Raw genomic sequence first — 24035 nt, 5'->3', positions numbered from 1 at the left:
CTCAGCCTAAAATCACTATTCCTCCCTCTTAAGCTCAGTAGCTTAATTAACTCAGGCAACGACACGCCCATACACCTCTTCAAAGTAATTAACTAAATTACCGGTTGAACATAATTAACATTAATGCTTTAAAACTCGCTGATGCTCTGTAATTATGGTTACTGGTGTTAGACCTAGGATACCTTTGGATGGTTTTTGGGGTTTCAGGCTTGATCCTGGTAATGCCGGTGAGTCTAATGGTTGGTTTAAGGGTTTTGAGTCCAGTGATCATATTTATGTTCCAGCCTCCTGGAATGAGCAGAATCCTGATTGGGATGGTTACAGTGGTGTTGCATGGTACTTAATGGACTTCTACGTGCCTAGGGAGCTTAATGGCTTAACACCATGGATAATCTTCGAGGGTAGTGGTTACTTGAGTAGGGTTTGGGTTAATGGGGTATTTATTGGTGAGCATGAGGGTTCATTCACATTATTCAAATTCAAGATACCCAACCTAAACTACGGTGGTTGGAATAGGGTCGTTGTTAAGATTGATAACACATTGAAGCCCGATAACATACCACCCGGTGAGGGTTTGAATGCAACCTACTTCGACTTCTACCATTACGGCGGTATTCAGAGGCCTGTTTGGGTTGAGTTCACCCACGGCTGCTTCATTGATGATTTAATCATTGCCACTAGGCATGATGGATACCTTAAGGTTCAGCCAGTGGTTAATTGCTCAAGGCCCTTTAAACTTGAGTTAAGCCTACTGGATAAGTCTGGTGGCGTGGTTTACAGTAGGGTTGTTGAGGGTGCCTTTGAGGATTATGTTAAGGGTCTTGAACCATGGTCCATTGAACACCCTGTACTCTACACTCTTGAGGCTAGGTTAATTACTAATAATGATGTTGAGGACACCGTCACTGAGCGTATTGGGTTTAGGACATTTGAGGTTAAGGCTGGTGGATTCTACCTTAACGGTGAATCAATCTTCCTTAAGGGTTTCGGTAGGCATGAGGATTACCCAATATTCGGTAGGGCATTACCGGGGCCAGTGTTGATTAGGGATTACTATAATATGAGGAGGATTAACGCCAACTCCTTCAGGACAAGTCACTACCCATACTCCAACGCCCACCTAGACCTAGCTGATGAATTCGGCGTACTCGTAATCCTAGAGGCACCATTGGTTGGGCTTAGGGAGCATCACTTCAGTAACCGTGATTACCTTGAGAAGGCTAAGCGGGTTATTAGTGAGATGATTAGGCAGCATAGGAATAGGCCCAGTGTGGTTATGTATAGTGTTGCTAATGAACCAAACAGTATTACTGATGAGGCTAGGGTATTCCTAGGTGAGTTAATGAACCATGTTAAGTCCATTGACCCCACTAGACCAGTAATATATACTTCATTCAGGCACCTTGACGATAAGGCGCTGGGTCTTGGTGATGCAGTGGCCTTAAACATATACTTCGGGTGGTATAGTGATACTGGTGATGTTGAAACTGGCGTGGCTAAGGCTGTTAAGCTTATTGAGGAGGTTCACTCAAGGTACCCTGATAAACCAATAATAATAACGGAGTTTGGTGCTGAGGGGGTTACTGGACTACACCATGACCCACCAGTGGCTTGGAGTGAGGAGTACCAGGAATTATTCCTAAGGAGGTATATTGAGGAATTATCAAAGAAACCATACGTAAGGGGATTACACATATGGAACTACGCAGACTTCAGGACCCCACAGAACCCAAGGAGGGTGATACTGAATACTAAGGGCTTATACACCAGGGATAGGAGACCTAAGTTAGCCACTAGGACTGTGGCTGAGTTATTCTCAAAATTAAAGTAACACCATAACCACCTCATTCCTTGATTGGGGTAATGAAGTTACTGATTTACTGCGCTGAATAATTCTATCCTTATTCATTATTAAAAGCAATAATTTATGATGTTTTAATGAAGAGATTAGGTTATTGACCATCCACCATCAATGACTATTAATGCCCCAGTTATGTAGCTTGCCTCATCCGACGCCAAATAGGCTACTGCAGAGGCTATGTCCTCAGGTGTACCTAGCTTACCCATTGGTATTGCGTTAATCATCATTCTCACCTGCTCCTCAGAACCAGTCGCAGCACCCGGTGTATTTATGGCTCCTGGCGCTATTGCATTAACAGTTATACCATAGCGGGCTAGCTCCAACGCCAATGCCCGAGTGAAACCAACTATGCCTGCCTTTGATGCACTGTAGTGGGTGAGACCCATGAAGCCCATTACTGCACCGGCTATTGAGGCGATATTGATTATTCTACCATTCTTCTGTTTAACCATGTAAGGCACCACTGCCCTAGTGACATTGAAGACGCCGTTTAAGTTAACGTTAATCACCCTGTACCAGTCGTTAAACGTCATTTCCATGAATGGTTTAAATGGATAGATCCCAGCGTTATTAACTAGGATATCAATGTGCCCATACTTATCGAACACAGTCCTAGCAACCTCCTCAGCCATTTTCCCATCGGTGACGTCTAGTCTTAATGCCATCCCCTGCCCACCCAGTTTCCTAACCTCCTCAGCAACCTCATTCTCCTTACCCGTAATGTCAGTGGCAACCACTATCGCCCCATCCCTAGCTAACCTTAGGGCTATTCCCCTACCTATTCCCTGTCCTGCACCTGTAACTATAGCTACCTTACCACTTAAGTTAGCCATATGCCTATTAATAAATTAGTGCATTTAAACTTTACCTATAAGTGAAGTATTGTATTACTCTCCAATAGTATATTTTATAAATAACTCATAGTATCCTTAACCTTAAGCTTAGGGAGCAGTGTATTTTCAGGCGTTGGCGTATTCATCAACATTCAGTAAAGGGAAGCAGTCAACACTATCCCCCCAGGATGAATGCCTGCTTAAAAAGGATTATAAGCATTAGCCCCTTCACTAGATGCGTGAATACGCGGGCAAGCCTAATGGCTATTAGGATTGGGTTAAGGGGTTTAATGGCTAGGAGGGCTTTAACTATAATGACCATTGTTGCAGTAGCCACTGCTGTGGCGCTTCTAATAGCCCTTGAGACTGTTACGTATGGTGTTAAGTACACTGTGGGTCTTGAGGTTAAGTCAATACTACCCGCTGACCTAATGGTGTACACCTCAACCGCAATCATACCTGAGGAGTTGGTTAACATGATTAATGGCCTAAAGACCGTTGAGTACGCTGCACCAGCCATATTAACGGGCGCCATTGCCGGTGGCCATGATGTTACGTTAATAGGCTTATCACCAAGCTCCTTCACCTACTTCTACCCCCAGTTAATTCAAGGTTCATTACCGTTGAGTAGTGGTGATTGCATAGTATCGCAGCAGTTGGCTCAGGCATTGAATGTTAGTACGGGTGACTACATTTACGTTTACGTTCCCCAGGGTATTTCCGGGACATATAATGTACTTAAGCTCAGGGTTTCTGGAGTATTCTCAAGTATATTCGGTGGCCTACTGGGTTTTCAAGTTTACATGATAGTCACTCAGTTAAGTTACCTTCAAAGTCAATTAAATACAGGTGACTTCGTTAACGTCATATTCATTAAGGTTATTCATGATAACCCAACGGTAATAAATGGGCTTAACACGGCTATGAAGCAGATAATCCCTGAGGCCCAGGTTTATGAACAGCAGTCAATAATAGGTAGTGTTAATGAGGTTGTTAACTTAATTAACGTTTTCTTCGTCGTAGTCATAGTCCTCAGCATTATTATAGCTGGACTCATAGTGGCTATAATGGTTCTAATAAACGTTAGGGAGAGGAGGAGGGAGATTGGGATAATGAAGGCTATAGGGGCATCTAATGGACAGGTAATGCTAATATTCATAATCCAGGTGCTTGTAGTCTCTTTAATAGGTGGCTTACTGGGTTTAATTGCAGGTTACTATGGTTCAGTAGCCATGGTTAAATTAATCAACTACCTAGGGTACAATATAAGTATAGTAATAACACCGGTACCTGAATTCTTCGCACTGGGGTTAGCCACGGCACTGGTCACTGGGGTACTAGCCTCAATACCACCCTTAATTAGTGTAACTAGGATAAGGCCGGCTGAAGTAATTAGAATGGAGTAATTTAAGCCATTACATTGAACACCTACTTCATTCCAAGCCCTCAAGTTTCAGCTATAATGGTATAGCCCTGGGGAAAATCATGAAATAATTTATGAGAATGCCTTAACGCAGCTTGAATAATACCATTCACCTTACTCTGTCGATTAGAGGAATGTTAGAGGGAATGAGGCGTGCTTAATAATGCCTAAGGATAATTATAGGTTAATTCACGTTAACTCCCGCTTAACAACCTCCGCTATTGCCTTAGCTAAGGGTGGTGGTACTGCTTCACCCACTTGATTGAATTGAGAATCCTTACTACCGGTGAATACGTGGGTGTCTGGGAATCCCATTAACCTAGCCTGCTCCCTCACCGTTAGTAACCTATCTTCATATGGGTGAATAAACCTGACACTACCCATTACCGTTGGGGCTGGTTTACCTGGGTGAAGCCTAATGAAGTTCCTGTACACTCCCCCAGAACCCCTGTACGTGTATAGGGCTTGCCCCCAATTAACCCTACTAATACCCTTAATCTTCCTCCCAGACACGGTGACTGGTTCATGATTAGGGATTAGGGGTGTTGGTTCAGGCAAGCCACTTAAGGCCTCGGCGACAGTAATCACCTTACCTGCCTTAGGTGGCTTAATAACAATGTTTGATATGAAGACCCTCCTCCTAATGCTTGGAACCCCATAATCCTCGGCGTGAAGTATATTGAAGTGAATAACCCCGTAACCCACCCTCCTGAATTCATTGATTAAGGCCTCCTTAAGCCCACCCTCAGTTATGGCTGCCACGTTCTCCATCACGAAAACCTTAGGCCTCAACTCACCCACAAGCCTAATGAACTCCAGGGTTAATTGACCAAGCTCATCCATGTAAAGCCTATCCAATGGATCACTCATCCTTCTTGGATTAGCCCCAGTGTAGGCTTCACATGGTGGTCCACCCACCACCACGTCCACGTCACCAACATACTTAATAATATCACTACCCCTAACTAACCTAGCGTCCTCACGTATTGTTACTGCTTTAGGGAAGTTAATGCTGAATGACCTCACTGAGTCAATGTCAATGTCTAAGCCTGCAACCACCTCAAAACCAGCATCCCTGAAGCCAACCGAGAATCCCCCCGCCCCTGAAAACAAGTCCACTACCCTTAAACCCACTGGGCTTCACTTAAGTTCCTCGGTTGAGGATTAATTCATAAACTTAACCCAAGTGAAGACTAAGCCATGTGAAATCTCAACTATGTTGTTAAAAAATGAGAAATAATTAACACTAAATTCATTAATAATAATCGTGGCATAAGTATTTAAGACCTATGGTTAATCATATTAACTATAAGGTAATTTTAACCATAGTTTACGTTAAGTTACCATTAATTATTCAATATATTTCACTCCAGGGGTGTGTTAGGTACATTATAACTTAGTGTTTAAATAACCCCAGTTGCATTAATCCTGATGACTAAGGTAAGGGTTAGGGGGATTTACGCCACAGCACTAACTAAGATTATGCTGGAGGATGGGTACGATATTGTTCAAGCCACTGACACCATATTAAGCAGATTCAACATACTTCACTCCACTGAACCCCCTGACGTAACTATTAAGGATGATGAGAATATCCCAGGGGCATTATTCATAATAGGTAAGTGCAGTGAGGTTAATAAGGTTCTTGAATCCATACTACGTAGGGTTGGGGACGTAGCTTACAATAAGCCGCCTGTCCCATTATACAGCGTAATAATGGGTGTTGTAGCTGATAATGGACACATTGAGGTTGCACCAGGTGTCTTAGCCCTACTTGAGGGTTCCAATTACTTTAGGCCTGGTGATAAGTTACCGGTGACCATGGTTAATGTAACCGGGCAGTTGAGGGCAAGCCCATACATAATGCCAACCACCAGTTACCTCAGAGTCATAGATAGCCCAACGGTTAGGCTTAGTAGGCATATTAAGGATCCTGATGCTAAAATGATGCTTGTCAGGGTTGGGTTAAGTAAAATTAATCAACTGGGTGGATTAGGCATAAGGTGGAGGAGCTCAGCCCAATACCTCAGTGAAGAGGATGCTGAGAAGGCGCTGGATGAGGCAATAAGCCTAGTCAACGCCATTAGGGTTAAGATCGCTGAGGCAAGGGACTACGATATGTTATTTGAAGGGGAATGCATAGTCTCTGTGATACTGGATGCTGAGGCTAGGTGGGTGCTGGATGATATTAGGAACACCATTGTACCCACGGTTAAGGGTCACCACGCCTTGAAGATAACCATGAAGAACACTGAGATACTTGACTACACTGAGTACCTGGTTGGTGAATTAAAGATGAGGGATGAGTTAGGTAGAGCTCTGGCTAATTACGCATTAAGTAATTTATCCACGATTAATGTGCATCACGTTAAGGTTAATGGAGAGCACATTAACCTAGGGCCTGGGGAGAGGGTTCATTATAGTAATGGGTTACTTATCATTAGGAGGGAGTTGAAGCCTGGTGGGACATTGGATGGGCTTAATGTAGCTAAGGAGTATGGTGACGCAGCCTATAGTGTAATTAATATTGGTGAAAGGCATTTAACCCATATTTACGTTTCACACGATGGCTCATTCAAGGGCGCCTACGTGAATATTAACACACCCATTGAGGTTACTTGGGATGGGGTGATTTACATTGATCTTGAAGTTGATTTAACCGTTGACAAGGGGTTTAACGTGAATATTATTGATGAGGATAAGTTAAGCAGTATACCGAGTAGGAGACTTATTAATGAGGCTGAGGAGGAGTTGAGTAGGCTTAAGGGTGATGTGGTTAACCTTGTTCGGAACCACATTGACACTTTAAGTAAGCTTGGTTTAAGTATTCATTATCAAGGACCATGAAGTAGGCTGACTCACCATCACTGTAGTAGCCTGGTATAGTGTGGTGAATCCTGAATCCCAAGCTCCTATATAGGTTAATTGCAGCATCATTAGATACCCTAACCTCCAGTACTATTGAATCCACAATACCCCTAAGCCTACATATTGATGAACACATGAGAAGCCTACCAACCCCCATCCTCCTATACTCAGCTAAAACACCTAGGGAAACCACATGCCCCTGACCAGGCCTATCAATGCATGTTATTATGTAGCCCACGTAAACCCCATCCTTAACCGCTACGTATGATGAATTAGAGCAATTCTCACAAAGCCACTCCAGGAAACCCCTAGTATAGACCTCACTGGGTCTGAAAATCCTCCTCTCCAAATCCTCAACTAAATCAATGATATTTAATCCACATTGCCTAACCTCAATACCAGACCTCATGCTCAATGCGTATGCTTCAGTATTTTAAAATACAACCGCATTCATCACAATTATTAATGATGCGTACTCGGTATTTAAGAATAAATGGAGGACCTATTTGATTTAAACTTAAAAATCAAGCCCAGTGAGCCTAATGTGCCCATAGAGAGGATTGTGGAGTATAAGATAACGGTACCTAGGCATGCGGCATTGGATTTAATATTCAGGGTGGGTTTACTTGGTGAATTCATGCCCATTGATAGACCCCCTAAGTTACCTGCCCCCTCAATTGACCAGGAAACCTACACTAGCGTTAGGAGATTGACTGAAGCCGCTAGGACAATATCAAGGTATGGTCAAACCCAACAGGAGCCATCAATAGGTAGGTTTAGGGTTAAGGCAACCTCTTTCAAGGACTTCATAGACTCAGTGTATAAGAATGGTGAGGAATTGATAGGTAGGATTAGGCAAATTGAGGATTCACTAAATAATGCTGAAGAGGAGTTAACGAAACTTAGGCTAATGATAAGCGTTAATTCCCTAATAGGATTAATGCAGCTTAAGAATATTAGGTACATTGTCGTCGAGACCCCCCATAGGGCTTTAAGTGACTTCGAGAACTCCATTAAGCAGATTGAGGATGTAGTCTTAACTAGGCTTGGTGAAGTTAATGATAGGATTCACTTACTTATAATTGCCCCAACCTGGGAGTTGAGGAGGATTAATGACATCATTAGGCTGCATAACGTTAAGGTAATTGAATTACCTGAGAGTGATTTAAGTAATGTGGAGGCCAGGGTTAAGGAGACTGAGGCAACCATAAGTAGCTTAAGGAGTCAACTTGAGTCATTAATAAGTAGTAATAAGCAGGTGATAAGGGGTATTTTAGAGGCTGCAGGTGTTGCTGAGAATGTTATTCAAACTTACGTTAATAGTGCCGTTGAAGAGGGGGGTGAGGTTATTGCTAGGATTGATGCAATTAAGACTCAGATGGTGGAAATGGAGAGTAGGTTAAGTAGGCTTAGGTTACTCATCGAGGCGTATAATGGTTTAATTAGAAGTGGGATTAAGGAGATGGGGCTTAAGGCGCTAGATTACTCATTATTCATAATTAAGGGTCAAATACCCCCTGACCTAGATAAGTACTCGGGGTACGTTATCAACATAGGTGATGAATTATCAGCCTACTTAATCATGAGCAACGTGGATTATCCAGAATCCAACAATATTGTTAAGGCGCCAAGGGAGCATTTAACAAACCTGGAGGCGTCAGTGGAGTTGCTTAGTAGGGAGATTAGGGAAATGGAGAGGAGGCTGGGTGAATTGAAGAATGAGCTTAATGAAATGATTAGGGAGAGGGAGGAGGCTTGTAATTACAGTATTGAGGAGGCTAGGCAGGTAAGTGACCTAGTTACTATTAGGGGTTTTGTGATTGAGAAGAATGTGAAGCTTTTCGAGGACTTCCTGTACAGGACCTTAACCGACCTAGCCGTTGACGCTAGGGTTAGGAAGTTCACCAGGATTATTCAAGTTAATACAATTAACCCGCATGAAGCACCCACCAGTGAGGAGTATCCAACACCCATTAATGCTTTTAGGGAGATAACCTACATGTACGGTATACCAAGGTATGGTGAATTAAGCCCAGTAACATTAACCGCCGTATTATTCCCAGTCTTCTTCGGCTGGATGTTCCCAGATGCTGGACAAGGTGCAATACTACTACTCTTCGGTATACTCATGAATGTGCTTAAGTATAATGGTAGGAATAGTATACTTAGGGCGATGTTTTCAGGGAAGGCTAATCTATGGGGTCAATTATTCGTAATGATGGGTACCTGGGCCATAGTGTTCTCAATACTGAATAGTGGTGAAGTCTTCGGAATGGATTTAATTAAGCCAATACTACCGTGGGGCCGAGTCTTCGTTAATGGTACAATAAGCGAGTATTGGATAAACTGGGTGCTACCATTGGCAATGCTCTTCGGCTTCACACTACTGGTGATGTCACTGATACTTAAGCCACTGAATAGGGCTAGACTTGGGCACAGGTTAGATGCCTTATCACTGGCTTGGGTTCCACTGGTCTTCATAGGCTTTGGCCTACTCATGATGAATGTTGGAATAATACCGGTAGCCCTATTAAACCCGGTATTCTCAGCATTATTAACCCCCCAAGTTAGGTTAATTGGTGCGGCATTAATGGTTATAGGCTTCGGTGGGTTCTTCGGCTCATTCATGTACATTAAATCAATGCCCAACACTGAGGTTGATGCCGCTGAGTTAATGGTTGGGTTAACCATAGAGGGTATACTGGATGCAATAGCCAATACCTTATCATTCATGAGGCTTGGAATAATAGCATTGGTGCACAGTATATTCACCTACATGACGTACCACCTGGCGTTAACATATGGGTTACTAACCCCAGCCGGCTTACTAATAATGATATTACTCAATGCACTAATCATTGCTGGGGAAGGATTCCTAACCTTCATTCAGACAAGTAGGTTAACATTCTATGAAGTATACTCCAAGTTCTATGAAGGATCAGGTAAATTATATATGCCGTTAAGGTATGCCCTCACTGCACTAAGTATTGAATTACCCTAAGGCATATTGAGTGAAAAATTAATTTACAACCTAAGTTAAGCCTAACTGGTGGAGGGCCCGTAGCTCAGCCAGGTTAGAGCGGCGGCCTTCGGAGCCGTAGGTCGTGGGTTCGAATCCCACCGGGCCCGCTAAGGAATATCTTCTATAATTCAACTGGGATGCGTAATAGTGCTATTGAAGTCATGGAGACAAGCGCTGTGAAACATAACTCCGCAGGTTTCATCTGAGGTTTCGGGAGATTTCCGTTACACAGCCTCAGTATTTAATATTAATAATATTCATTTAGTTTGAATTGTTAAAACAGAAGTAATTGTAGTTATGAAAGTTATGTTATTTATAAATATATTATTAAATAGTACCTATATGTAATGCGTCTTTACCGCGTAGTGCGTGAATTACGCTAATCTGTATGTGCCATTTTTCTTATCGTAAATTAGTACTATTGGTGTATTAAGGCTTGGTATTATAATGACTTCATTGATTCCTCTCATAGTTTGTGTATCATTAGTTATATTGACTGTTGGGCTTGTTACCGTATTGATGCTTCTCACATTGCTCCTAGGCCTTAGTAGTGTGCTTATTGTCTTCACGGCTCCACTTATGCTCATTTGACTCACCTCGGGTATGCTACTGGGGTTAGGCTTTATATAGGTTTTGGTGTAAGCAGTTGAATAATTCATAGATGTTATAGCATAATAAATAGATTATATAGATTGCGTACAGCTTTATTAACATCTGCAGTGGAGTGCCTTGAACACTTGGTTCAAGCCTAAGTAAAGGTAAGGGTTACTCAGCTAATTGCGCTAATCCCATTAATATTAAGTACACCGCCACATAGGCTGGTTCACTGGCCTCCTCGCCCTGCTCCTTAACCCGGATTACTTCACCAAGCACCCTACTAACCTGTAGCCTCTGCGTTAACCTAATCCTTGGGTTACCCTTCCTGAAGGCAACTGCCTTATCCACTATTGCCTCAATACCCTTATCAAGGTCACTTAGACTCAACTCCACGGCTATTAGGCCTGTTTTACCATGCAGACTATTGGGCATTCTCATTAACCTATTAGTATCTATTGTAACAACCTCATCAATGTGAACAGTTAAGCCACTCTTAATATCCTCACTCCTATCTCTAACTAAACCAGCGGTAACCTTACCCAGTTTAGAGGCCTCTGTGAAAACCCTCCCAACACTACCATACACTTTACCCAGTAGATTAGCGTTAAATGGACCTAATTCAACCACAGTAGCCCTACCCTCCCTATTAACCAGTATTTGCCTCGTTAAATCAACCTTACCCGTTAAGTAATCAACAATCATCCTCCTCTCATCCTGAGTTAAATTAATCACATCCTCAGGCCCCTCCACGTGAACATGAAAACCCCTATGCCCGGAGAAGGTTACCCTGAGGTGCTTCTCCTCAATACCGAACTCATACCTCAGCACATCAATCAACTTCACAACCTCGCTTAAGGCATCATTAAGACACTCAATGGTAACTAACTCAACGCCCCTGCAGTTATCAGTGGGTAGGTGATCACCATCAATATCAAACACTAAGTCAGCACCCAACCAACCCTTAGCATCCATTTCACCGGCTGAGGGGTTGTTGAAGTAGGCGCTTGATAAGTATAGGTTCCTTGGAATCCTCTCAGTAATGAAGCTCCTTAAATCGTTCCAATTCCTGAAACCCAAGTGCCTAATCATTGATTGCCCAGTGAAGGGCTGGTAAGCAACCTCCCTATTCTCAATCCTAGGTACACCAGGGGGTTTGAAGTAATTCCTGTAGTAGTTCTTGAATAAGACCTCAATGTACCTGAGGGATTCATCCATTACTCTATCCTTGGGGCTACGAAGTACGCCAATGTGCCACCACCCGATATTTCAAAGGTTAAAGCCAGGGGCTTCTGGGTGGCGAACTCCACGGTGACTATGTCGCTTATTTGATAAGCCCTATTAACGATATCGGATAAGTAATCAACACTATACGTCGCCGTAGCCGTCTCCTTATTATCATACTCAAACAACACCTCCCCACCCTTATCAAACTTAATCTCAGTCTCACCCCTATCGCTACTAGCCCTAATGTATAAGCCATCCTCCTTACCCTCAAACTTAGCTGCATCAGCAATAACCTCCACATCCTTCACCGCCTGTCTCAAGGCATCACTAGCTAACTTAGCCGTAACCGTGAAGATGACCTTAGGTGTTGGTAATTGTTCAACGGGAATGTCTATTAGGGGTAGTTTAATAGTCCTAGTTACCTTACCACTCATTCTTATTTTAAGACTATTCTCCTCAACCTCAAAGGTGACGCTACTACCCTTGCCAGCCCTCTGCAGTATCTTCTTAACCTCACTGAAGTTAACGCCAATGTTAATGTCCTGCTCCACGTCAGGGTACTCGTCGAAGGCAGTCCTAGGCATGTATAAGTCAACCATTGCCGTCCTGGATGGGTCAAGGGCCCTAAGCTTAACCCCATCCTTAGTTACCGTTAAGGCAGACTCCTCAACCAGTACCGCCACTGCATCCATTATCAAGTACCACTCCTTACCATCAGGGTAAGTTAACTTAACACTGCTCACAAGCACTATCACCATTTTAGATTTTATAAGGCTTACGACCCTTAACCCAGGTAATAGCTGGGAACAATTAAAATAACCTCCGTGAGGGGGTGGTAATGATGGATGAGTGCATCTTCTGCAGGATAATAGGGAGGGAGGCACCAGGCCATGTGGTGTATGAGGATGATGACGTAATAGCAATACTGGATAAGTATCCAATAAATAAGGGGCATATATTAGTTATGCCTAAGAGGCATTACAGGGATATTTTCGAAATACCCCCTGAGGCATTATGTAAAGTAATGAAGGTTGCTAAACTAATGGCTAGGGCGGTGGTTAATGGACTTAAGGCTGATGGTGTTAGACTTATCCAGAATAACGGCCCCTCAGCTGGACAAGTGGTATTCCACTTCCACGTCCACGTAATACCATACTACGGTGGTGGTTACAGGGCACATAGAGTGGAGTTAAGTGAGGCGGAGGCTATTGAGGTGGTTAGTAAGGTTACGGAAGCCTTAAGGAAGATTAATGAAGACTCCTCCCTTAAAGGTGACGAGAATACAGCAATAAGTTAAGTTACTTCCTCAAAATCATCCTCACCATGATGCTTAAGCACTTTTACATCATACGCCTTAAGTACTTTAATAGCCTCCGCAGTCTCCTTAACATCATTAACATAAGCCAACACTGCGGTAATCCTCTTATTAGCCTTAATCACCTTTAACCTGGCAAGCCTATTAATAAAATCATTAGCATCCCTAACCCTTAAAGTTGACTTAACCTCAACCACAATAATCCAGTCATTAACCTCAACATAACCATCAAACCCACCCACATTCTCAACCACAACCCTCTTAAGCTTATCAACATTGAAGCCTAACTTATCCTTAATCCACACGGGTAAATAATGCCTAACATCACGCTCAAGCAATTTATCCAAATACTTGGAAACAATATTAACACCGCTTCTTAATTGCCTGGTAATAATCCATGCATTTTCATAGTTCTTCCTCATAGCCTTAATCTCAAGCCATATTTTACTATTCTCCTCTCTTATTGCCTTGACTTCCTCCCATAGTTTATTTTGTCCTTCTTGTAGTGTCTTTATTTCGCTTCTAGTTTCAGTCTCCTCCTTAATGAGTGTGTTGACGGCATTGGTTAATGCGTTAACAGACTCAATTAATCGAGCCAAGGAGGCATTAACATCATTAATACCAAGAAGCCTCATAACCTCACCCCTAAACCCAGCATCCTCCCTCAACAAACGCAAAAACTCATCACGAAAAGACACAGGAAAAGAGAGGAAATAGTAAATAAAAACCTAACCCCCAGGTAAGGTAATTAATATACTAAGTGATCATTAATTAGTCGTGAAAACAGTATTCATTATTACTTCATTTCAATGAATTAGGGTTAATGTTACTCCATATAAGTTAGTTTTAAAAGTTCATGCATTAACTCGTAGTCATGGATGTTTACGTAATAAGAGGTATGTCGAATAGTTATTTAACCAGTAATGGTTTATTAATTGATGCTGGTGTTAGGGTTAGGGATGTTTTGAGGATTTCAAGGGAGCAGGGTGTGGAGGTTAGGTACCTCCTCATAACTCACTACCATATTGACCACATTAGGTATGCGTGGGATATTGTTAAGCAATTCCACTGCAGTGTGGTTGCATCGGTGGCTGATGCTAGAGTTATTGAGGGTGAGGAGAAGCCTAGGGCTGCGGGTTTCCTTCAATTGCTGGTTTCACGCTTATTTAGGTTTAGGCCTGTTAAGGTTAATCTTAAGGTCAATGATGGTGACGTGATTGAGGGGTATGAAGCCATATATGCGCCAGGGCATACCCCAGGCAGTACAGCGTACTTTAAGGATGGGGTCCTCTTCAGTGGTGATGCGATAGTTGAACGTGAGGGTAAGCCGGTGTTACCGCCGAGGGGTTTTACGGTAAACATGAGTGAGGCCATGAAGAGTTTCAGTAAGTTAATGAGCCTTAAACCTAAGGTAATTTACCCGGGGCATGGGAAACCAATAGTAGTGGGTTAGTTTGATTAAAAAGTAGTAATCATGGGTTTAATGAATCAACTGTTAAATATTCCTAAGGTATTAATTAATCTATGTCTAAGTTAACGGTACTGGCTGTGGCCCTAGCGGTAATACTTATTACCGTAACGTTAACCATACTGCTGATGCATCATTCGGTGTCATCGATCGGTGAAGCTAAGTTAATACTGTGGATTGTACCGTGGGGTGCCGGTAACTACACCGTGCCTCCCTGGGCTGTACCTGGTGTTGTACTGGCTTACCAGTGTAATGATCCTCAAGCCTTAATGCCTTGGATAAACTGGGCTCTATACACGATTCAGCAATACGTGAATGAGGATAGGCCCGTCTTCATTAACATCTTCTGCGAAATCTATCAACCATCATATAAGTGGAGGGGGACCTTGGATTACATTAATGTGCCTCAATTCATACTACAGGACTTGAAGAAGATTAACCCAAGCGGTAAGGGCTTCTACATAGGTTTCAGTGAGGAGGCTGCATGCGTGGCTAATGCAACCTGTAGGGGGAGTATGATTAAGATTTACAATGAGCTTAGAGTCGAGTTCCCTGAGGCCGGCCTCTTCTACTACGCCAGTGGAGGTGAGAATGCTAATGATGTATTGGCCTTAGCTAAGGGGGCTAATTTAACCCTAGTTGGTTACGATATTTGGGATTACAGGTACGTGAACGGTGTAGTCACTGTCCCAGAGTACTTAATCAGTAATCTTAAGACCCTTAAGTCAAGTGGATTCAATGTAATGGTTGGTGAGGTTGGGTTCAGGTACTGTGATGAGAAAGCCTACGTTGATCCAGCTAACTGGAACGTGAAGTTCACCTGGAACTGCACTGCACCAGCGGTCTACATGAGTCAAGTATTGGGTGAATTAACCAGTAGTATTAACCCAGTCTTCATAGGTATCTGGGCCTGGAATGACAATACCTTCGGTGTTGTGCTTAACCCCAATTTAATCAGCGCCCTTGAGAACTACACTAAGGGTTAGCTTCACTACTAGGCTTCTCAATCCACCTATCAACGTACCTATTCATGTTCTGTAGTACGGTTATCCTTGAATTGGGGTCCTCATCCATGAATATGTACCTTAAGCCCCTTGACTCAAGGGCCTTCAGTAGGCTTAGACTCCACTCCTTAACCTCCTCATGCCTAAGCATGTTAAGTTTACTGAGCTTATACACTGAATGACCTAGATGCATGTAGGATTTAGGCTCAATGAAGTGTGGATTACCTATGCCTAACACCTCGGCGAATTGACCCAGTAGTTCACTACCCGTGTTCCAACCCTTAATCAGGGTTATCCTAACCACAGTCCTGGTGGGTATCTTGGCTAGTAATTCAAGGCTCCTTAAAACCCTTTCCCAGGCATCATCCCTGTGAACCACGGGGTTAGCTATCTTAAGGAATAACTCCTTATTTGGCGCGTTTAGGCTTAGGTAGAGTTGAGTTGGCAACGCGTCCTCACGCCAAAGCTTCTCAATCATCTCAGGGTAGAGGCCATTGGTGACTAGGAAAACCGACTTAGTGCTTGGGAGTGATTTAATGTACTTTATGAGTTCAGGTAACCTAGGGTACATTGTTGGTTCCCCTGATAGTGAAATAGCCCAGTGGGTTGGTTGAAGGGCTTCATTAACCTTATCTCTACTGCTCTTAGCATGACCAAAGTAACCCGACAATAACCTCCTCCTCTCCTTAAGTATACCGTTAACCATATCCACTGGATCCATGACCTCCAGGCTCATAGGCTCATAAGGGTCAAAGGACTCTGATGGCCTCCAACAATAGACACACTTATTACTACACATCATACCCACTGGCCCCATTTCAACACACCTATGTGAACCACCAACTGGGGCACCGTAGAACTTAACCTTGTAGCAACTGGGTCCACCTGTCAAGGCACTCTTAGTCCAGTGGCATAATTCAACCGTTGCGTGACCGTAGACTCCATAGTGGGCGTTCTTAAGCATGGGTAAGGCATCAACACTAATCCTAACCTTGCCCTCAATGAATTCATGGTACCTTAACTTAACCTTAACCTCACTATTCTCCACGTATTCTAGGGCTTAACATTAAGTTATAAAGTTTTCTTAACCCCCTTAAAAAACACGCACAGTTACTCATCGCCTCCATATTCCATGCATTAAAGCCCCTTATTATACGCGGAAAGGTTATATAGGGTTTCATTAAATTGGTCTACGTGAGGGCTTTACTTGATGTTGATAGCCCAGTGCATAAGGTGGGGGATGAGGTTGGGGTTAAGGTTAGGTTGATTAATGATTCATCATCATCAATAAACGTTAACATAACCCTCGACTACCTACTGGAGGGTAGGCACGTTAACTCATGGACTGGTTCAGCCCTAGCACTACCCGGTGAGGTGACTACGGTTAACGCATCATTTACCGTGGGTGAGGCTGGGCTTTGGGTTATTAGGCTTAATGGTGACGCGGGGACTAGTAAATTCACTGAGTCAATTAAGGTGAGGGTTATTGAGGGGAGGAGGCCGGTTAAATTAGCCTTAGTGTACCACATGCATCAACCCCCATGGTACATGAGTGACGGCAGGTATTACGCTGATTGGGCATTCAGGTACGTTCATGCCCCGGTTATGGCACCCTTCTTCAACGGTGGCCCATACTTATTCCACGCATTCCTCAATGACAAGTACAGTGGAGTTAAGGTGAATATTCACTTATCCCCAAGCCTACTTAAGCAGTGGGTTGATGCCATTGAGAAGGGTTATACCCTCATTAATGGTGAAGTCCACGCAAAGGGTAGTGGTGAGGTTAATGCGGTGGCTAAGGTCCTTGATATGTATAGGGTTCAGGCTAATAGGGGGCAGTTGGATGTATTATCAAGCGTATACGCCCACACCATACTGGGTTACTTAGCATCAAGGTACGAGATTATTGACGTTATTGATGAGGAACTGGGCGTGGGTATGGAGGTTACTAAAAGTACCCTGGGTGTTAATCCCGTTGGTGTTTGGACTCCTGAAATGGCGTGGAGTATGGAGTTGCTTGACATATATGAGAAGCATAAGGTCGGCTACACTGTGCTTGATGGTGGTAATCACTTCCCTGGGGTTCAGGGGGATAAGGGGAGTATTTATGAACCCTATAGCCTGGGTGGTAGGTTAACAGTATTCTTTAGGGATGAGAGGTTAAGTAACATTTTATCCTTCCAGAATAATATCCCTGACGAGAGGTCTGCGGTGAAGCTTGCCGCAATGCTCAGTAGATCCATTATTGAGACTAATGGTGAATTAGTGGTCATTGCCCTTGATGGTGAGAACTTCATAGCCATGTCCAAGACCCCGGCCATGGTTGGTTTAATGCTTGATAAATTCTACTCATACCTCAGTAGAATGCAGGAGTTAGGCATTATTGAGACTGTTAGGCTTAGTCAAGTTAACATGAGTAGGAGAAGCATAACCTACATACCCACAACCTCCTGGTTAGGGGGCTTCACTAAGTGGGATGGAGAGAGGAGGGAGCATGCAGAGTACTGGGTTAAGGTCATTGACTCATACAGGTACTTGAGGGGTCTTGAGGATGCATTGGGTGGTAAGATTAATGAGGCTAGGTACGCCCTATGGCATGCCCTAGACAGTGACTTCTGGTGGGCTGAGTTCTGGAATCCTGATTTAATTAACCATTGGGTTGAGGAGTTCCGCAATATCCTGGATTCAAGGTTCAAGATAGCCATGAGGCCCCTAAGGGAGGTTTACAGGGGGCTTGTTAATAGGCCTATTGATGTGGAATTAGAGTTTGATAATGACATGGGGGTTAACGTTAAGTTCAAGTTAATTTGCCTAGATACTCAACTGGATGTTGTTATTCAGCCTGGTTCCTCAAGGATTAAGTGCAGTATAATACCTAGGTTAGCCGGTTCCTATAGGGTACCCATATTCGTAACCTCAGGTAACTACATTTACCTACAATCCTACGTAACCCTAAACGTCACCTACGGTAATAGGGATCCACCTAATGAGGATTCAGCGGGATAGGCTGTATGGGCAATGCAGCTTATGGTCACATACCCTGCATTTACCTGGACTTGGGCTTGCAGTGGCGTTCCTGGAGCCTAACCAGTAATCCACAGCCCACTCAGTCTCCCTCATGAATTCTGAGGCGTCCCTAACCCTAACAAGGTGCACCGCCACCCCATTACTTAACCTACTGTAGTTAACCCCATTTATGAAGGCCTTAATTAATGCATCAACGTAGTCAACCACCTTAACCCCAATACCCCTAATTAACTTAACCACAAGGGCTCCCTCAACCCCCAGTCCCATCATTCTTAGGAAGTGGTAATATGCCTCAACTTGATAAGCCTCCCTGGGTTCAAGGAACCCAAGTCTACCAGCCCTATTGGTTGTCTTAAGTTCAATAATTAACCATGGTTTACCATCCCTGTTAATTATTAGGTCAGGTAGACCCAGTATTGGTACATTCTTAATCAACACCATTACGCTCCTCTCCTCAACGTAGGGTTTAGTGAAGTCAGCTTTACCAATCCAGTTCCTCATCCTCATGTTGAAGAAGGAAACCCCCTCCTCACCCCTATTAACAACCACTGGGTCCCAGCCTGGTTCAAGGCTGAATTCATCGGTAATATTACCGAATTGCCTAGCGTGCTCGTATAATCCATCAATAGCCTCATTACCAATAACCCTACCCTTAGTGAAGTCTAGGTGAATCCTGTACTCGCAGAACCTTAATTGAACAGCCAGTTGATTAACCATTAGGAATAAGGCACCGTGCTTAAGCCTAGGGATGGGGTAAATTGCCTCACCCCACTTTAGAATCGGCTTACCCTCAGTGATGGTTAATTCAGGTGCCTGATTAATAAGCTCCATTGCACTATTATCCCTTGTAAGATTTATAACTGTTAATGATTTGAATTAATTCATCCCAATGTTTAAACACTTCATCAGAGAGATAATACGGTGAACCATAGTTATTGCTAATTCTACTAACGAAACCGTATTTCCCAAGAACCATTAAGTGGTATTTAACAGTCTTGTAATCCACGCCCAATTCCATAGCCAACTGATTAATATTCATCGGCCTCTCCCTAAGCTTTTCAATAATCTTAAGCCTAACCTCAGCACCCCTTGAGTTAATGAACAACCAAACCACTGTACTAAATCTACTGCATGATTCCCTGATTGTTGAGCCATCCCTAGATGCAGTATCCATTCTTGTTCAAAGGCATAACTCTTATTTATGCTTTTTCACATTAATCCCTTAAATCCACTACTTAATGCGGTTAAATTATTATTAAATTTAATCAACATCTAAGAATTGAAAAAGAATAAGGGCAAAAACCATTCCCTAGCGCCGCCGCCGGGACTTGAACCCGGGACCTACGGGTTAACAGCCCGCCGCTCCACCAGGCTGAGCTACGGCGGCTTTGATGGTTCTTGTTTATTGCCTTTTAAAAATTTTCCCAGTCAATGCGCCTAATGATTAATGATCCTTATATTGATTAATCTCATAGGCCTTAACCAAGGCACCGTACACTGCGTGGCTTATGGCCTTACCCACGTCAGTGGCTGGGCCTGCATATGGCCTTAATTCACCATTACCTGAGGATAATACTGCTATTGCATCGCTTGTTGTTCCATGAACCTTACCGTTAGTTAACTCACTTAGGGTCTCGTGTTTGGTTTCCGCTATTAGGGCTACTGCATCAACTAGGGCTTGTTGAGTTAAATTAGCGTCAATAATTACAGCTATATTAACCGTTGAGGGGTTACGTAGTAGGCTAATTACGTTACCGTTCTTGATCCTATAGGGGTTACTTAGACCAATGGTCAATGAGACCACGACGCTTAAACCATACATGTTCTCCTCATTAATCACATGGTTCTTAGGTAATTCAGTGGCTGTGAGGAATGTTACCGCCTCATTACTATTAATTAATAATGCTTCATGAACCCTCCTAACCTCCAGCATTGGGTCAGTATTGAAGTTACTGGGTACGTGGTGGTGTATGATGTACCTTATACCATGCCTTAAACCACCATCAACTGTGCTTGATAATGAATCCATGGCATTACTTAACACTAGTATTAAGTCCCCATTAACCACCTTAACCTGCCTAATCACTACTGAACTTAACCAGTAGCCTATTTTAGATTAATGGGCCCTTAAGCTTACGCCATGGGGTTATTGGTGTTATTAAATTGCCTTAACTATGTTGATTATTCCTGAGGCTATTAATTGAATTGCCCATGATGCTATTATTAGGCTGAAGAATCTTGCAAATATTTTAAGCGTATTATTACCTATTAACTTAACTAAGTACACTGAGTATTTCATGGTAATGTAGGTTGCCAAGGAGGCTATCAATACTGCGGTTATTACACTGAATATGTTGTAGTAGGTTACCATAACCATGACTGAGGTTATTGCACCTGGCCCAACAAGCATTGGTGTTATTATTGGGACTATAACGTAATCCTCAGGGTTAATCCCCATGGTCTTCGGTGTACCCTCCCTAAGCACATCAATAGCTATTATAAGTAGTATTATACCACCGGCAACCCTGAAGTCGTTAATGTTAATGCTGAAGACGTAGAATATGAAGGGGCCTGCGAAGGCGAAGAGGAGTAGAAGAAGGGGTACTGTTACGGCGACCAGCCTAAGAAACTTATTCATCATCTTCTCGTAGTCAGGCACACTGACCAGTAGGGGTATTGCACCCAGTGGATCTATAATTGCGTAAAGCTGCACAGCGGCCACAAGTGAGTCAAATAGGCTGAAGGCTACCATTTAGTTGGAGTCATTACGCCTATTTTAAAGTATTAATGCTTAAGGAGGCTCTTGCATATAATCAGCGCTATTAACCAAGCTCACCAATCACCCAGCCTAGGCTCATCACCACACCTCTAATAGGTATGAGATTTATAAACATATTTAATTCACTTAACGCCGCGTTGCTTACCCTTCCTCATTAATTCAAGAACCTCATTAATGCCGCCAGGGCCCTCCATGGGTCCCATTCTAGTCACCTTAATAGCCGCAGCGGCATTAGCAAACTTAAGTATTTGATTAATCCCCCAGCCCTTCAGGTAACCGTAAATGAAGGCTGCATTAAATACGTCACCAGCCCCCGTTGGGTCAACCTCATTAACCTCAAAGGCATACTCCTCATGGTACTGATTACCCCTACTTACCGCAAATGAACCATTAACGCCTCTCTTAACAACAATGATTTCAGGACCCTTATTAAGCAATTTAATGGCATTCTCCAAGGCGCCTCCACCACCCATTAATACGTTAACCTCCTCCTCACTAATGAGGAGTACGTTAACTAGCCTTAGTGAGTTTAGGAATAATTCCCTAGTATCATTAATACTCATTAACTCAACCCTCACATTCGGATCATACGACACTAAGACCCCTCTACGCCTAGCCTCACTCATTGCCTTAATGCAAGCATCCCTCGGCCCCTTACCAATATACATTGTTGACCCAGAAACGTGAAGAACCCTAACCCCTGTAAAGTAGTCTGGGTTAATGAGACTTGGTGTTAATTTAGCTGATGAAGACCACTTGAGGTTAAATACGAATCTCCTTGAACCTGATTGATCATAAGCCACGAAGGCTAACCCAGTTATTGAATCATTATCAATAATCACACGAAGAGTATCAACACCATCCCTCCTAAGCCTATTAATTATCATGTGTCCAAAGTCATCATTACCCACAACACCAATGAAACCCGCATTAAGCCCTAGCCTAGCTGCTGAATCAATGGTTATTGCCGGTGCACCACTTGGGAATGGACCCATGTATAAGTCAGCAACATCATGCATAACCCCTCTATGAACCCTAACGAACTCAGCAATAAGCTCACCAAGTGAAATCACATCCATATTCATCCATATTCAATAAGGCATAAGGCTTAAAACATTACTTTAAATTATAATATGAAACATGGTTAAATCCCAATAATGGTGAAGGTAGGATTCGAACCTGCACAAGTCTACACCAATAGAGCAACTTAGTAACTCCAGTTAGGAACTCCCCTAACTCCTGAGAATGTCACCTCAAGGTTATGTGGAATTACCCATACCAAGGCTACGTTAATGGTGCAATTACTTAGTGTTCACTGCTTATTGAATTCAGACACAATTAACTTAATGCAACTTCAGTAGACTTCCCTCCTGTCTAATTGCTATATAATGATGCCTCCAATCCTGTGAATTTTTAAGCATATTAGGGGTAATTTTTAAACTGTATCTAGAGGCATGAAATTATGGGTATTAGGAGTATCCTACTGGTACTTAGTGTCCTTGTACCATTCCTCATGAGTGCCTTCTGCATCTTCTCAGTGGTTTACCTATTTCCTGAAATATCATTATCAATACACGTTACTGTTACCGCACTTACCTTGATGGTTACATTATCGTTTATTGGTGGCGCTATTGGTGGTGTGGTTTTCGGTATGATTGCTGATGCATACGGTAGGCGTATTGGGCTTATGACATCAGTAATATTATTCTCACTGATGACATTACTAGCGGGCTTTGCCAGGACGCTGTGGGAATTTTACGTGGCGTGGTTCCTAGTGGGATTCGGGGTTAATCCTGAAAATGGTATAACTTATGCCGTTATTGCTGAGAATTGGAGGGGCGGTAGGGGTTTAATTGGTGGTTTAACCCAAGGCCTCTACTTCATTGGCATCATGCTTGATGCACTAGTATACAGCATCATACATGAATGGAACCTAGTACTAATAGTTACTGGTGCTGTAAGTTTACTCTCATCACTACCATGGTTAATAATCATGCCTGAAACAGTATCAAGGGTTGGCCTTAGGAGGATTAATTATAGTGAGGTTCTTAAGGATAGGTTCATGTGGTTAACAATACTGGGTATTGTTATTGTAGCCTCAGCATTCATGCTCACAGTGCCCCTGGTTAGCCTGGCTCCAACTTACCTGAAGCAGATAGGTATCAGTAACCTAAACCTATGGCTACTGGTGCTACCGGTAATAGGTGCATTGGCCTACACTTTAGCTGGCTATTTATCAGACCTCTATGGTAGAGTTAGGGTTCTAGTGGCGTTAAGCATTATTGCTCTTGCATCATCAGTGGCATTATTAGTTACCGCTGATTTAGGTCTCTTGGATTACATGATACCGTCAATAGCCTTAACCTACGTCTCATCATCAGTATTCTCATACCTAGGAGTATTAATGAGTGAACTCTACCCAGTTAACATTAGGGCCACTGCATCAAACCTAGTATTCACACTGGGTAGGGTATTAGGTGGTATTGGACCACCCTTAATAGCATTCACCTTTGCATCAAACCTAGGGCTTGGGTTAGGGGTGGTAATGCTCATAAGCGCATTCCTGTCACTGGTATCTGCAGTAATACTTGGCATAAAGTTCTCATTAAGATAA

The 24035-nt window shown here is 43.0% G+C and carries 22 protein-coding genes and 2 tRNA genes; 10 read left to right on the top strand and 14 right to left on the bottom strand.

All coding sequences use genetic code 11. The features are described from left to right. Positions 1-154 precede the first annotated feature (154 nt). A complete protein-coding gene (locus CMAQ_RS07130) occupies positions 155-1831 on the top strand; it encodes a glycoside hydrolase family 2 TIM barrel-domain containing protein (protein WP_012186431.1) in 1677 nt (558 codons plus the stop codon). A gap of 116 nt (positions 1832-1947) precedes the next feature. On the opposite strand, the gene CMAQ_RS07125 is transcribed toward CMAQ_RS07130, so the two are convergent. Continuing rightward, positions 1948-2694: an SDR family NAD(P)-dependent oxidoreductase gene (locus CMAQ_RS07125; RefSeq protein ID WP_012186430.1), complete on the bottom strand. Its 747-nt coding sequence runs from the start codon at positions 2692-2694 to the stop codon at positions 1948-1950. Positions 2695-2933: 239 nt separating this feature from the next. Here CMAQ_RS07125 and CMAQ_RS07120 point away from each other — a divergent pair, with 239 nt between their 5' ends. Next, positions 2934-4100: an ABC transporter permease gene (locus CMAQ_RS07120; RefSeq protein ID WP_052290718.1), complete on the top strand. Its 1167-nt coding sequence runs from the start codon at positions 2934-2936 to the stop codon at positions 4098-4100. A 206-nt stretch (positions 4101-4306) separates the two neighbouring features. Here the strand turns inward: CMAQ_RS07120 and CMAQ_RS07115 are convergent, their stop codons facing one another. Continuing rightward, positions 4307-5251, bottom strand: a complete 945-nt coding sequence (locus CMAQ_RS07115) for a DNA cytosine methyltransferase (RefSeq protein WP_048062732.1) — start codon at positions 5249-5251, stop codon at positions 4307-4309. 297 nt (positions 5252-5548) lie between these two features. Between CMAQ_RS07115 and CMAQ_RS07110 the strand changes: the two genes are divergently transcribed. Continuing rightward, complete coding sequence (locus CMAQ_RS07110; RefSeq protein WP_012186427.1) at positions 5549-6964, top strand: ribonuclease FAU-1 family protein; 1416 nt, start codon at positions 5549-5551, stop codon at positions 6962-6964. On the opposite strand, the gene CMAQ_RS07105 is transcribed toward CMAQ_RS07110, so the two are convergent. Continuing rightward, on the bottom strand, positions 6894-7394 hold the full coding sequence (locus tag CMAQ_RS07105) for a GNAT family N-acetyltransferase (RefSeq protein ID WP_012186426.1): 501 nt from the start codon (positions 7392-7394) through the stop codon (positions 6894-6896). The two genes, CMAQ_RS07110 and CMAQ_RS07105, sit on opposite strands and share 71 nt — an antisense overlap. Positions 7395-7529: 135 nt before the next feature. Between CMAQ_RS07105 and CMAQ_RS07100 the strand changes: the two genes are divergently transcribed. Then, a complete protein-coding gene (locus tag CMAQ_RS07100) occupies positions 7530-9986 on the top strand; it encodes a V-type ATPase 116kDa subunit family protein (RefSeq protein ID WP_198002064.1) in 2457 nt (818 codons plus the stop codon). Positions 9987-10039: 53 nt separating this feature from the next. Next, positions 10040-10114, top strand: a tRNA-Arg gene (locus CMAQ_RS07095). Positions 10115-10381: 267 nt separating this feature from the next. Here the strand turns inward: CMAQ_RS07095 and CMAQ_RS07090 are convergent. The 3 genes from CMAQ_RS07090 to pcn all read right to left on the bottom strand — a co-directional run bounded on the left by CMAQ_RS07090 (position 10382) and on the right by pcn (position 12571). Then, positions 10382-10594 carry a hypothetical protein gene (locus CMAQ_RS07090; protein ID WP_156769869.1) on the bottom strand — a complete coding sequence of 71 codons (213 nt, stop codon included), beginning with the start codon at positions 10592-10594 and terminating at the stop codon, positions 10382-10384. Positions 10595-10772: 178 nt separating this feature from the next. Next, positions 10773-11819, bottom strand: coding sequence for a DNA primase small subunit domain-containing protein (locus CMAQ_RS07085; RefSeq protein WP_012186423.1), 1047 nt, complete (start codon positions 11817-11819; stop codon positions 10773-10775). Next, positions 11819-12571, bottom strand: a complete 753-nt coding sequence (gene pcn, locus CMAQ_RS07080; protein WP_048063011.1) for a proliferating cell nuclear antigen (pcna) — start codon at positions 12569-12571, stop codon at positions 11819-11821. The genes CMAQ_RS07085 and pcn overlap by 1 nt, the downstream gene beginning before the upstream one ends. A 95-nt stretch (positions 12572-12666) precedes the next feature. Here pcn and CMAQ_RS07075 point away from each other — a divergent pair, with 95 nt between their 5' ends. Then, complete coding sequence (locus CMAQ_RS07075) at positions 12667-13125, top strand: HIT family protein (RefSeq protein ID WP_232203739.1); 459 nt, start codon at positions 12667-12669, stop codon at positions 13123-13125. Here the strand turns inward: CMAQ_RS07075 and CMAQ_RS10430 are convergent. Further along, a complete protein-coding gene (locus CMAQ_RS10430) occupies positions 13122-13841 on the bottom strand; it encodes a hypothetical protein (protein WP_012186420.1) in 720 nt (239 codons plus the stop codon). The genes CMAQ_RS07075 and CMAQ_RS10430 overlap by 4 nt on opposite strands. Before the next feature lie 176 nt (positions 13842-14017). On the opposite strand from CMAQ_RS10430, the gene CMAQ_RS07065 reads away from it, so the two are divergent. Together CMAQ_RS07065 and CMAQ_RS07060 are read left to right on the top strand one after the other, a co-directional pair. Next, entirely contained in the window at positions 14018-14596 is a 579-nt protein-coding gene (locus CMAQ_RS07065) for an MBL fold metallo-hydrolase (protein WP_012186419.1), read from the top strand. A gap of 71 nt (positions 14597-14667) precedes the next feature. Further along, positions 14668-15597, top strand: coding sequence for a hypothetical protein (locus CMAQ_RS07060; protein ID WP_012186418.1), 930 nt, complete (start codon positions 14668-14670; stop codon positions 15595-15597). On the opposite strand, the gene twy1 is transcribed toward CMAQ_RS07060, so the two are convergent. Next, entirely contained in the window at positions 15587-16663 is a 1077-nt protein-coding gene (gene twy1, locus CMAQ_RS07055; protein ID WP_012186417.1) for a 4-demethylwyosine synthase TYW1, read from the bottom strand. The genes CMAQ_RS07060 and twy1 overlap by 11 nt on opposite strands. Before the next feature lie 146 nt (positions 16664-16809). Between twy1 and CMAQ_RS07050 the strand changes: the two genes are divergently transcribed. After that, positions 16810-18621: a glycoside hydrolase family 57 protein gene (locus CMAQ_RS07050; protein WP_048062731.1), complete on the top strand. Its 1812-nt coding sequence runs from the start codon at positions 16810-16812 to the stop codon at positions 18619-18621. On the opposite strand, the gene CMAQ_RS07045 is transcribed toward CMAQ_RS07050, so the two are convergent. The 6 genes from CMAQ_RS07045 to CMAQ_RS07020 all read right to left on the bottom strand — a co-directional run bounded on the left by CMAQ_RS07045 (position 18610) and on the right by CMAQ_RS07020 (position 22500). Continuing rightward, the gene (locus CMAQ_RS07045; protein WP_012186415.1) at positions 18610-19473 is read right to left on the bottom strand and encodes a PD-(D/E)XK nuclease family protein; all 864 of its coding nucleotides are present in this window, start codon (positions 19471-19473) and stop codon (positions 18610-18612) included. The genes CMAQ_RS07050 and CMAQ_RS07045 overlap by 12 nt on opposite strands. Before the next feature lie 7 nt (positions 19474-19480). Then, positions 19481-19816: an ArsR/SmtB family transcription factor gene (locus CMAQ_RS07040; protein WP_012186414.1), complete on the bottom strand. Its 336-nt coding sequence runs from the start codon at positions 19814-19816 to the stop codon at positions 19481-19483. A 139-nt stretch (positions 19817-19955) separates the two neighbouring features. Continuing rightward, a tRNA-Asn gene (locus CMAQ_RS07035) sits at positions 19956-20029 on the bottom strand. 57 nt (positions 20030-20086) lie between these two features. Beyond that, positions 20087-20728 (bottom strand): adenosylcobinamide amidohydrolase, encoded by a 642-nt coding sequence (locus tag CMAQ_RS07030; RefSeq protein ID WP_012186413.1) that lies wholly within the window; start codon positions 20726-20728, stop codon positions 20087-20089. Positions 20729-20800: 72 nt separating this feature from the next. Beyond that, positions 20801-21394: a MarC family protein gene (locus tag CMAQ_RS07025; protein WP_012186412.1), complete on the bottom strand. Its 594-nt coding sequence runs from the start codon at positions 21392-21394 to the stop codon at positions 20801-20803. Positions 21395-21543: 149 nt separating this feature from the next. Further along, the gene (locus CMAQ_RS07020; protein ID WP_198002063.1) at positions 21544-22500 is read right to left on the bottom strand and encodes a sugar kinase; all 957 of its coding nucleotides are present in this window, start codon (positions 22498-22500) and stop codon (positions 21544-21546) included. 383 nt (positions 22501-22883) lie between these two features. Here CMAQ_RS07020 and CMAQ_RS07015 point away from each other — a divergent pair, with 383 nt between their 5' ends. After that, entirely contained in the window at positions 22884-24035 is a 1152-nt protein-coding gene (locus CMAQ_RS07015) for an MFS transporter (RefSeq protein WP_012186410.1), read from the top strand.

Origin of the sequence: Caldivirga maquilingensis IC-167, from assembly GCF_000018305.1 — an archaeon.
Taxonomy (GTDB): Archaea; Thermoproteota; Thermoprotei; order Thermoproteales; family Thermocladiaceae; genus Caldivirga; species Caldivirga maquilingensis.
The sequence above is the reverse complement of the archived record's forward strand: the minus strand, read 5'-3'. Positions and strand labels throughout refer to the sequence as shown.

Excerpts from the sequence above, each read along its gene's own strand:
- CMAQ_RS07130 (WP_012186431.1), top strand. The coding sequence starts at position 155 with ATGGTTACTGGTGTTAGACCTAGGATACCTTTGGATGGTTTTTGGGGT.
- CMAQ_RS07060 (WP_012186418.1), top strand. The coding sequence starts at position 14,668 with ATGTCTAAGTTAACGGTACTGGCTGTGGCCCTAGCGGTAATACTTATT.
- CMAQ_RS07020 (WP_198002063.1), bottom strand. The coding sequence starts at position 22,500 with ATGGATGTGATTTCACTTGGTGAGCTTATTGCTGAGTTCGTTAGGGTT.
- CMAQ_RS07085 (WP_012186423.1), bottom strand. The coding sequence starts at position 11,819 with ATGGATGAATCCCTCAGGTACATTGAGGTCTTATTCAAGAACTACTAC.
- CMAQ_RS07110 (WP_012186427.1), top strand. The coding sequence starts at position 5,549 with ATGACTAAGGTAAGGGTTAGGGGGATTTACGCCACAGCACTAACTAAG.
- CMAQ_RS07045 (WP_012186415.1), bottom strand. The coding sequence starts at position 19,473 with ATGGAGCTTATTAATCAGGCACCTGAATTAACCATCACTGAGGGTAAG.
- CMAQ_RS07025 (WP_012186412.1), bottom strand. The coding sequence starts at position 21,394 with ATGGTAGCCTTCAGCCTATTTGACTCACTTGTGGCCGCTGTGCAGCTT.
- CMAQ_RS07040 (WP_012186414.1), bottom strand. The coding sequence starts at position 19,816 with ATGGATACTGCATCTAGGGATGGCTCAACAATCAGGGAATCATGCAGT.
- CMAQ_RS07125 (WP_012186430.1), bottom strand. The coding sequence starts at position 2,694 with ATGGCTAACTTAAGTGGTAAGGTAGCTATAGTTACAGGTGCAGGACAG.
- CMAQ_RS07090 (WP_156769869.1), bottom strand. The coding sequence starts at position 10,594 with ATGAGCATAAGTGGAGCCGTGAAGACAATAAGCACACTACTAAGGCCT.
- CMAQ_RS07065 (WP_012186419.1), top strand. The coding sequence starts at position 14,018 with ATGGATGTTTACGTAATAAGAGGTATGTCGAATAGTTATTTAACCAGT.
- CMAQ_RS07015 (WP_012186410.1), top strand. The coding sequence starts at position 22,884 with ATGGGTATTAGGAGTATCCTACTGGTACTTAGTGTCCTTGTACCATTC.
- CMAQ_RS07105 (WP_012186426.1), bottom strand. The coding sequence starts at position 7,394 with ATGAGGTCTGGTATTGAGGTTAGGCAATGTGGATTAAATATCATTGAT.
- CMAQ_RS07075 (WP_232203739.1), top strand. The coding sequence starts at position 12,667 with ATGATGGATGAGTGCATCTTCTGCAGGATAATAGGGAGGGAGGCACCA.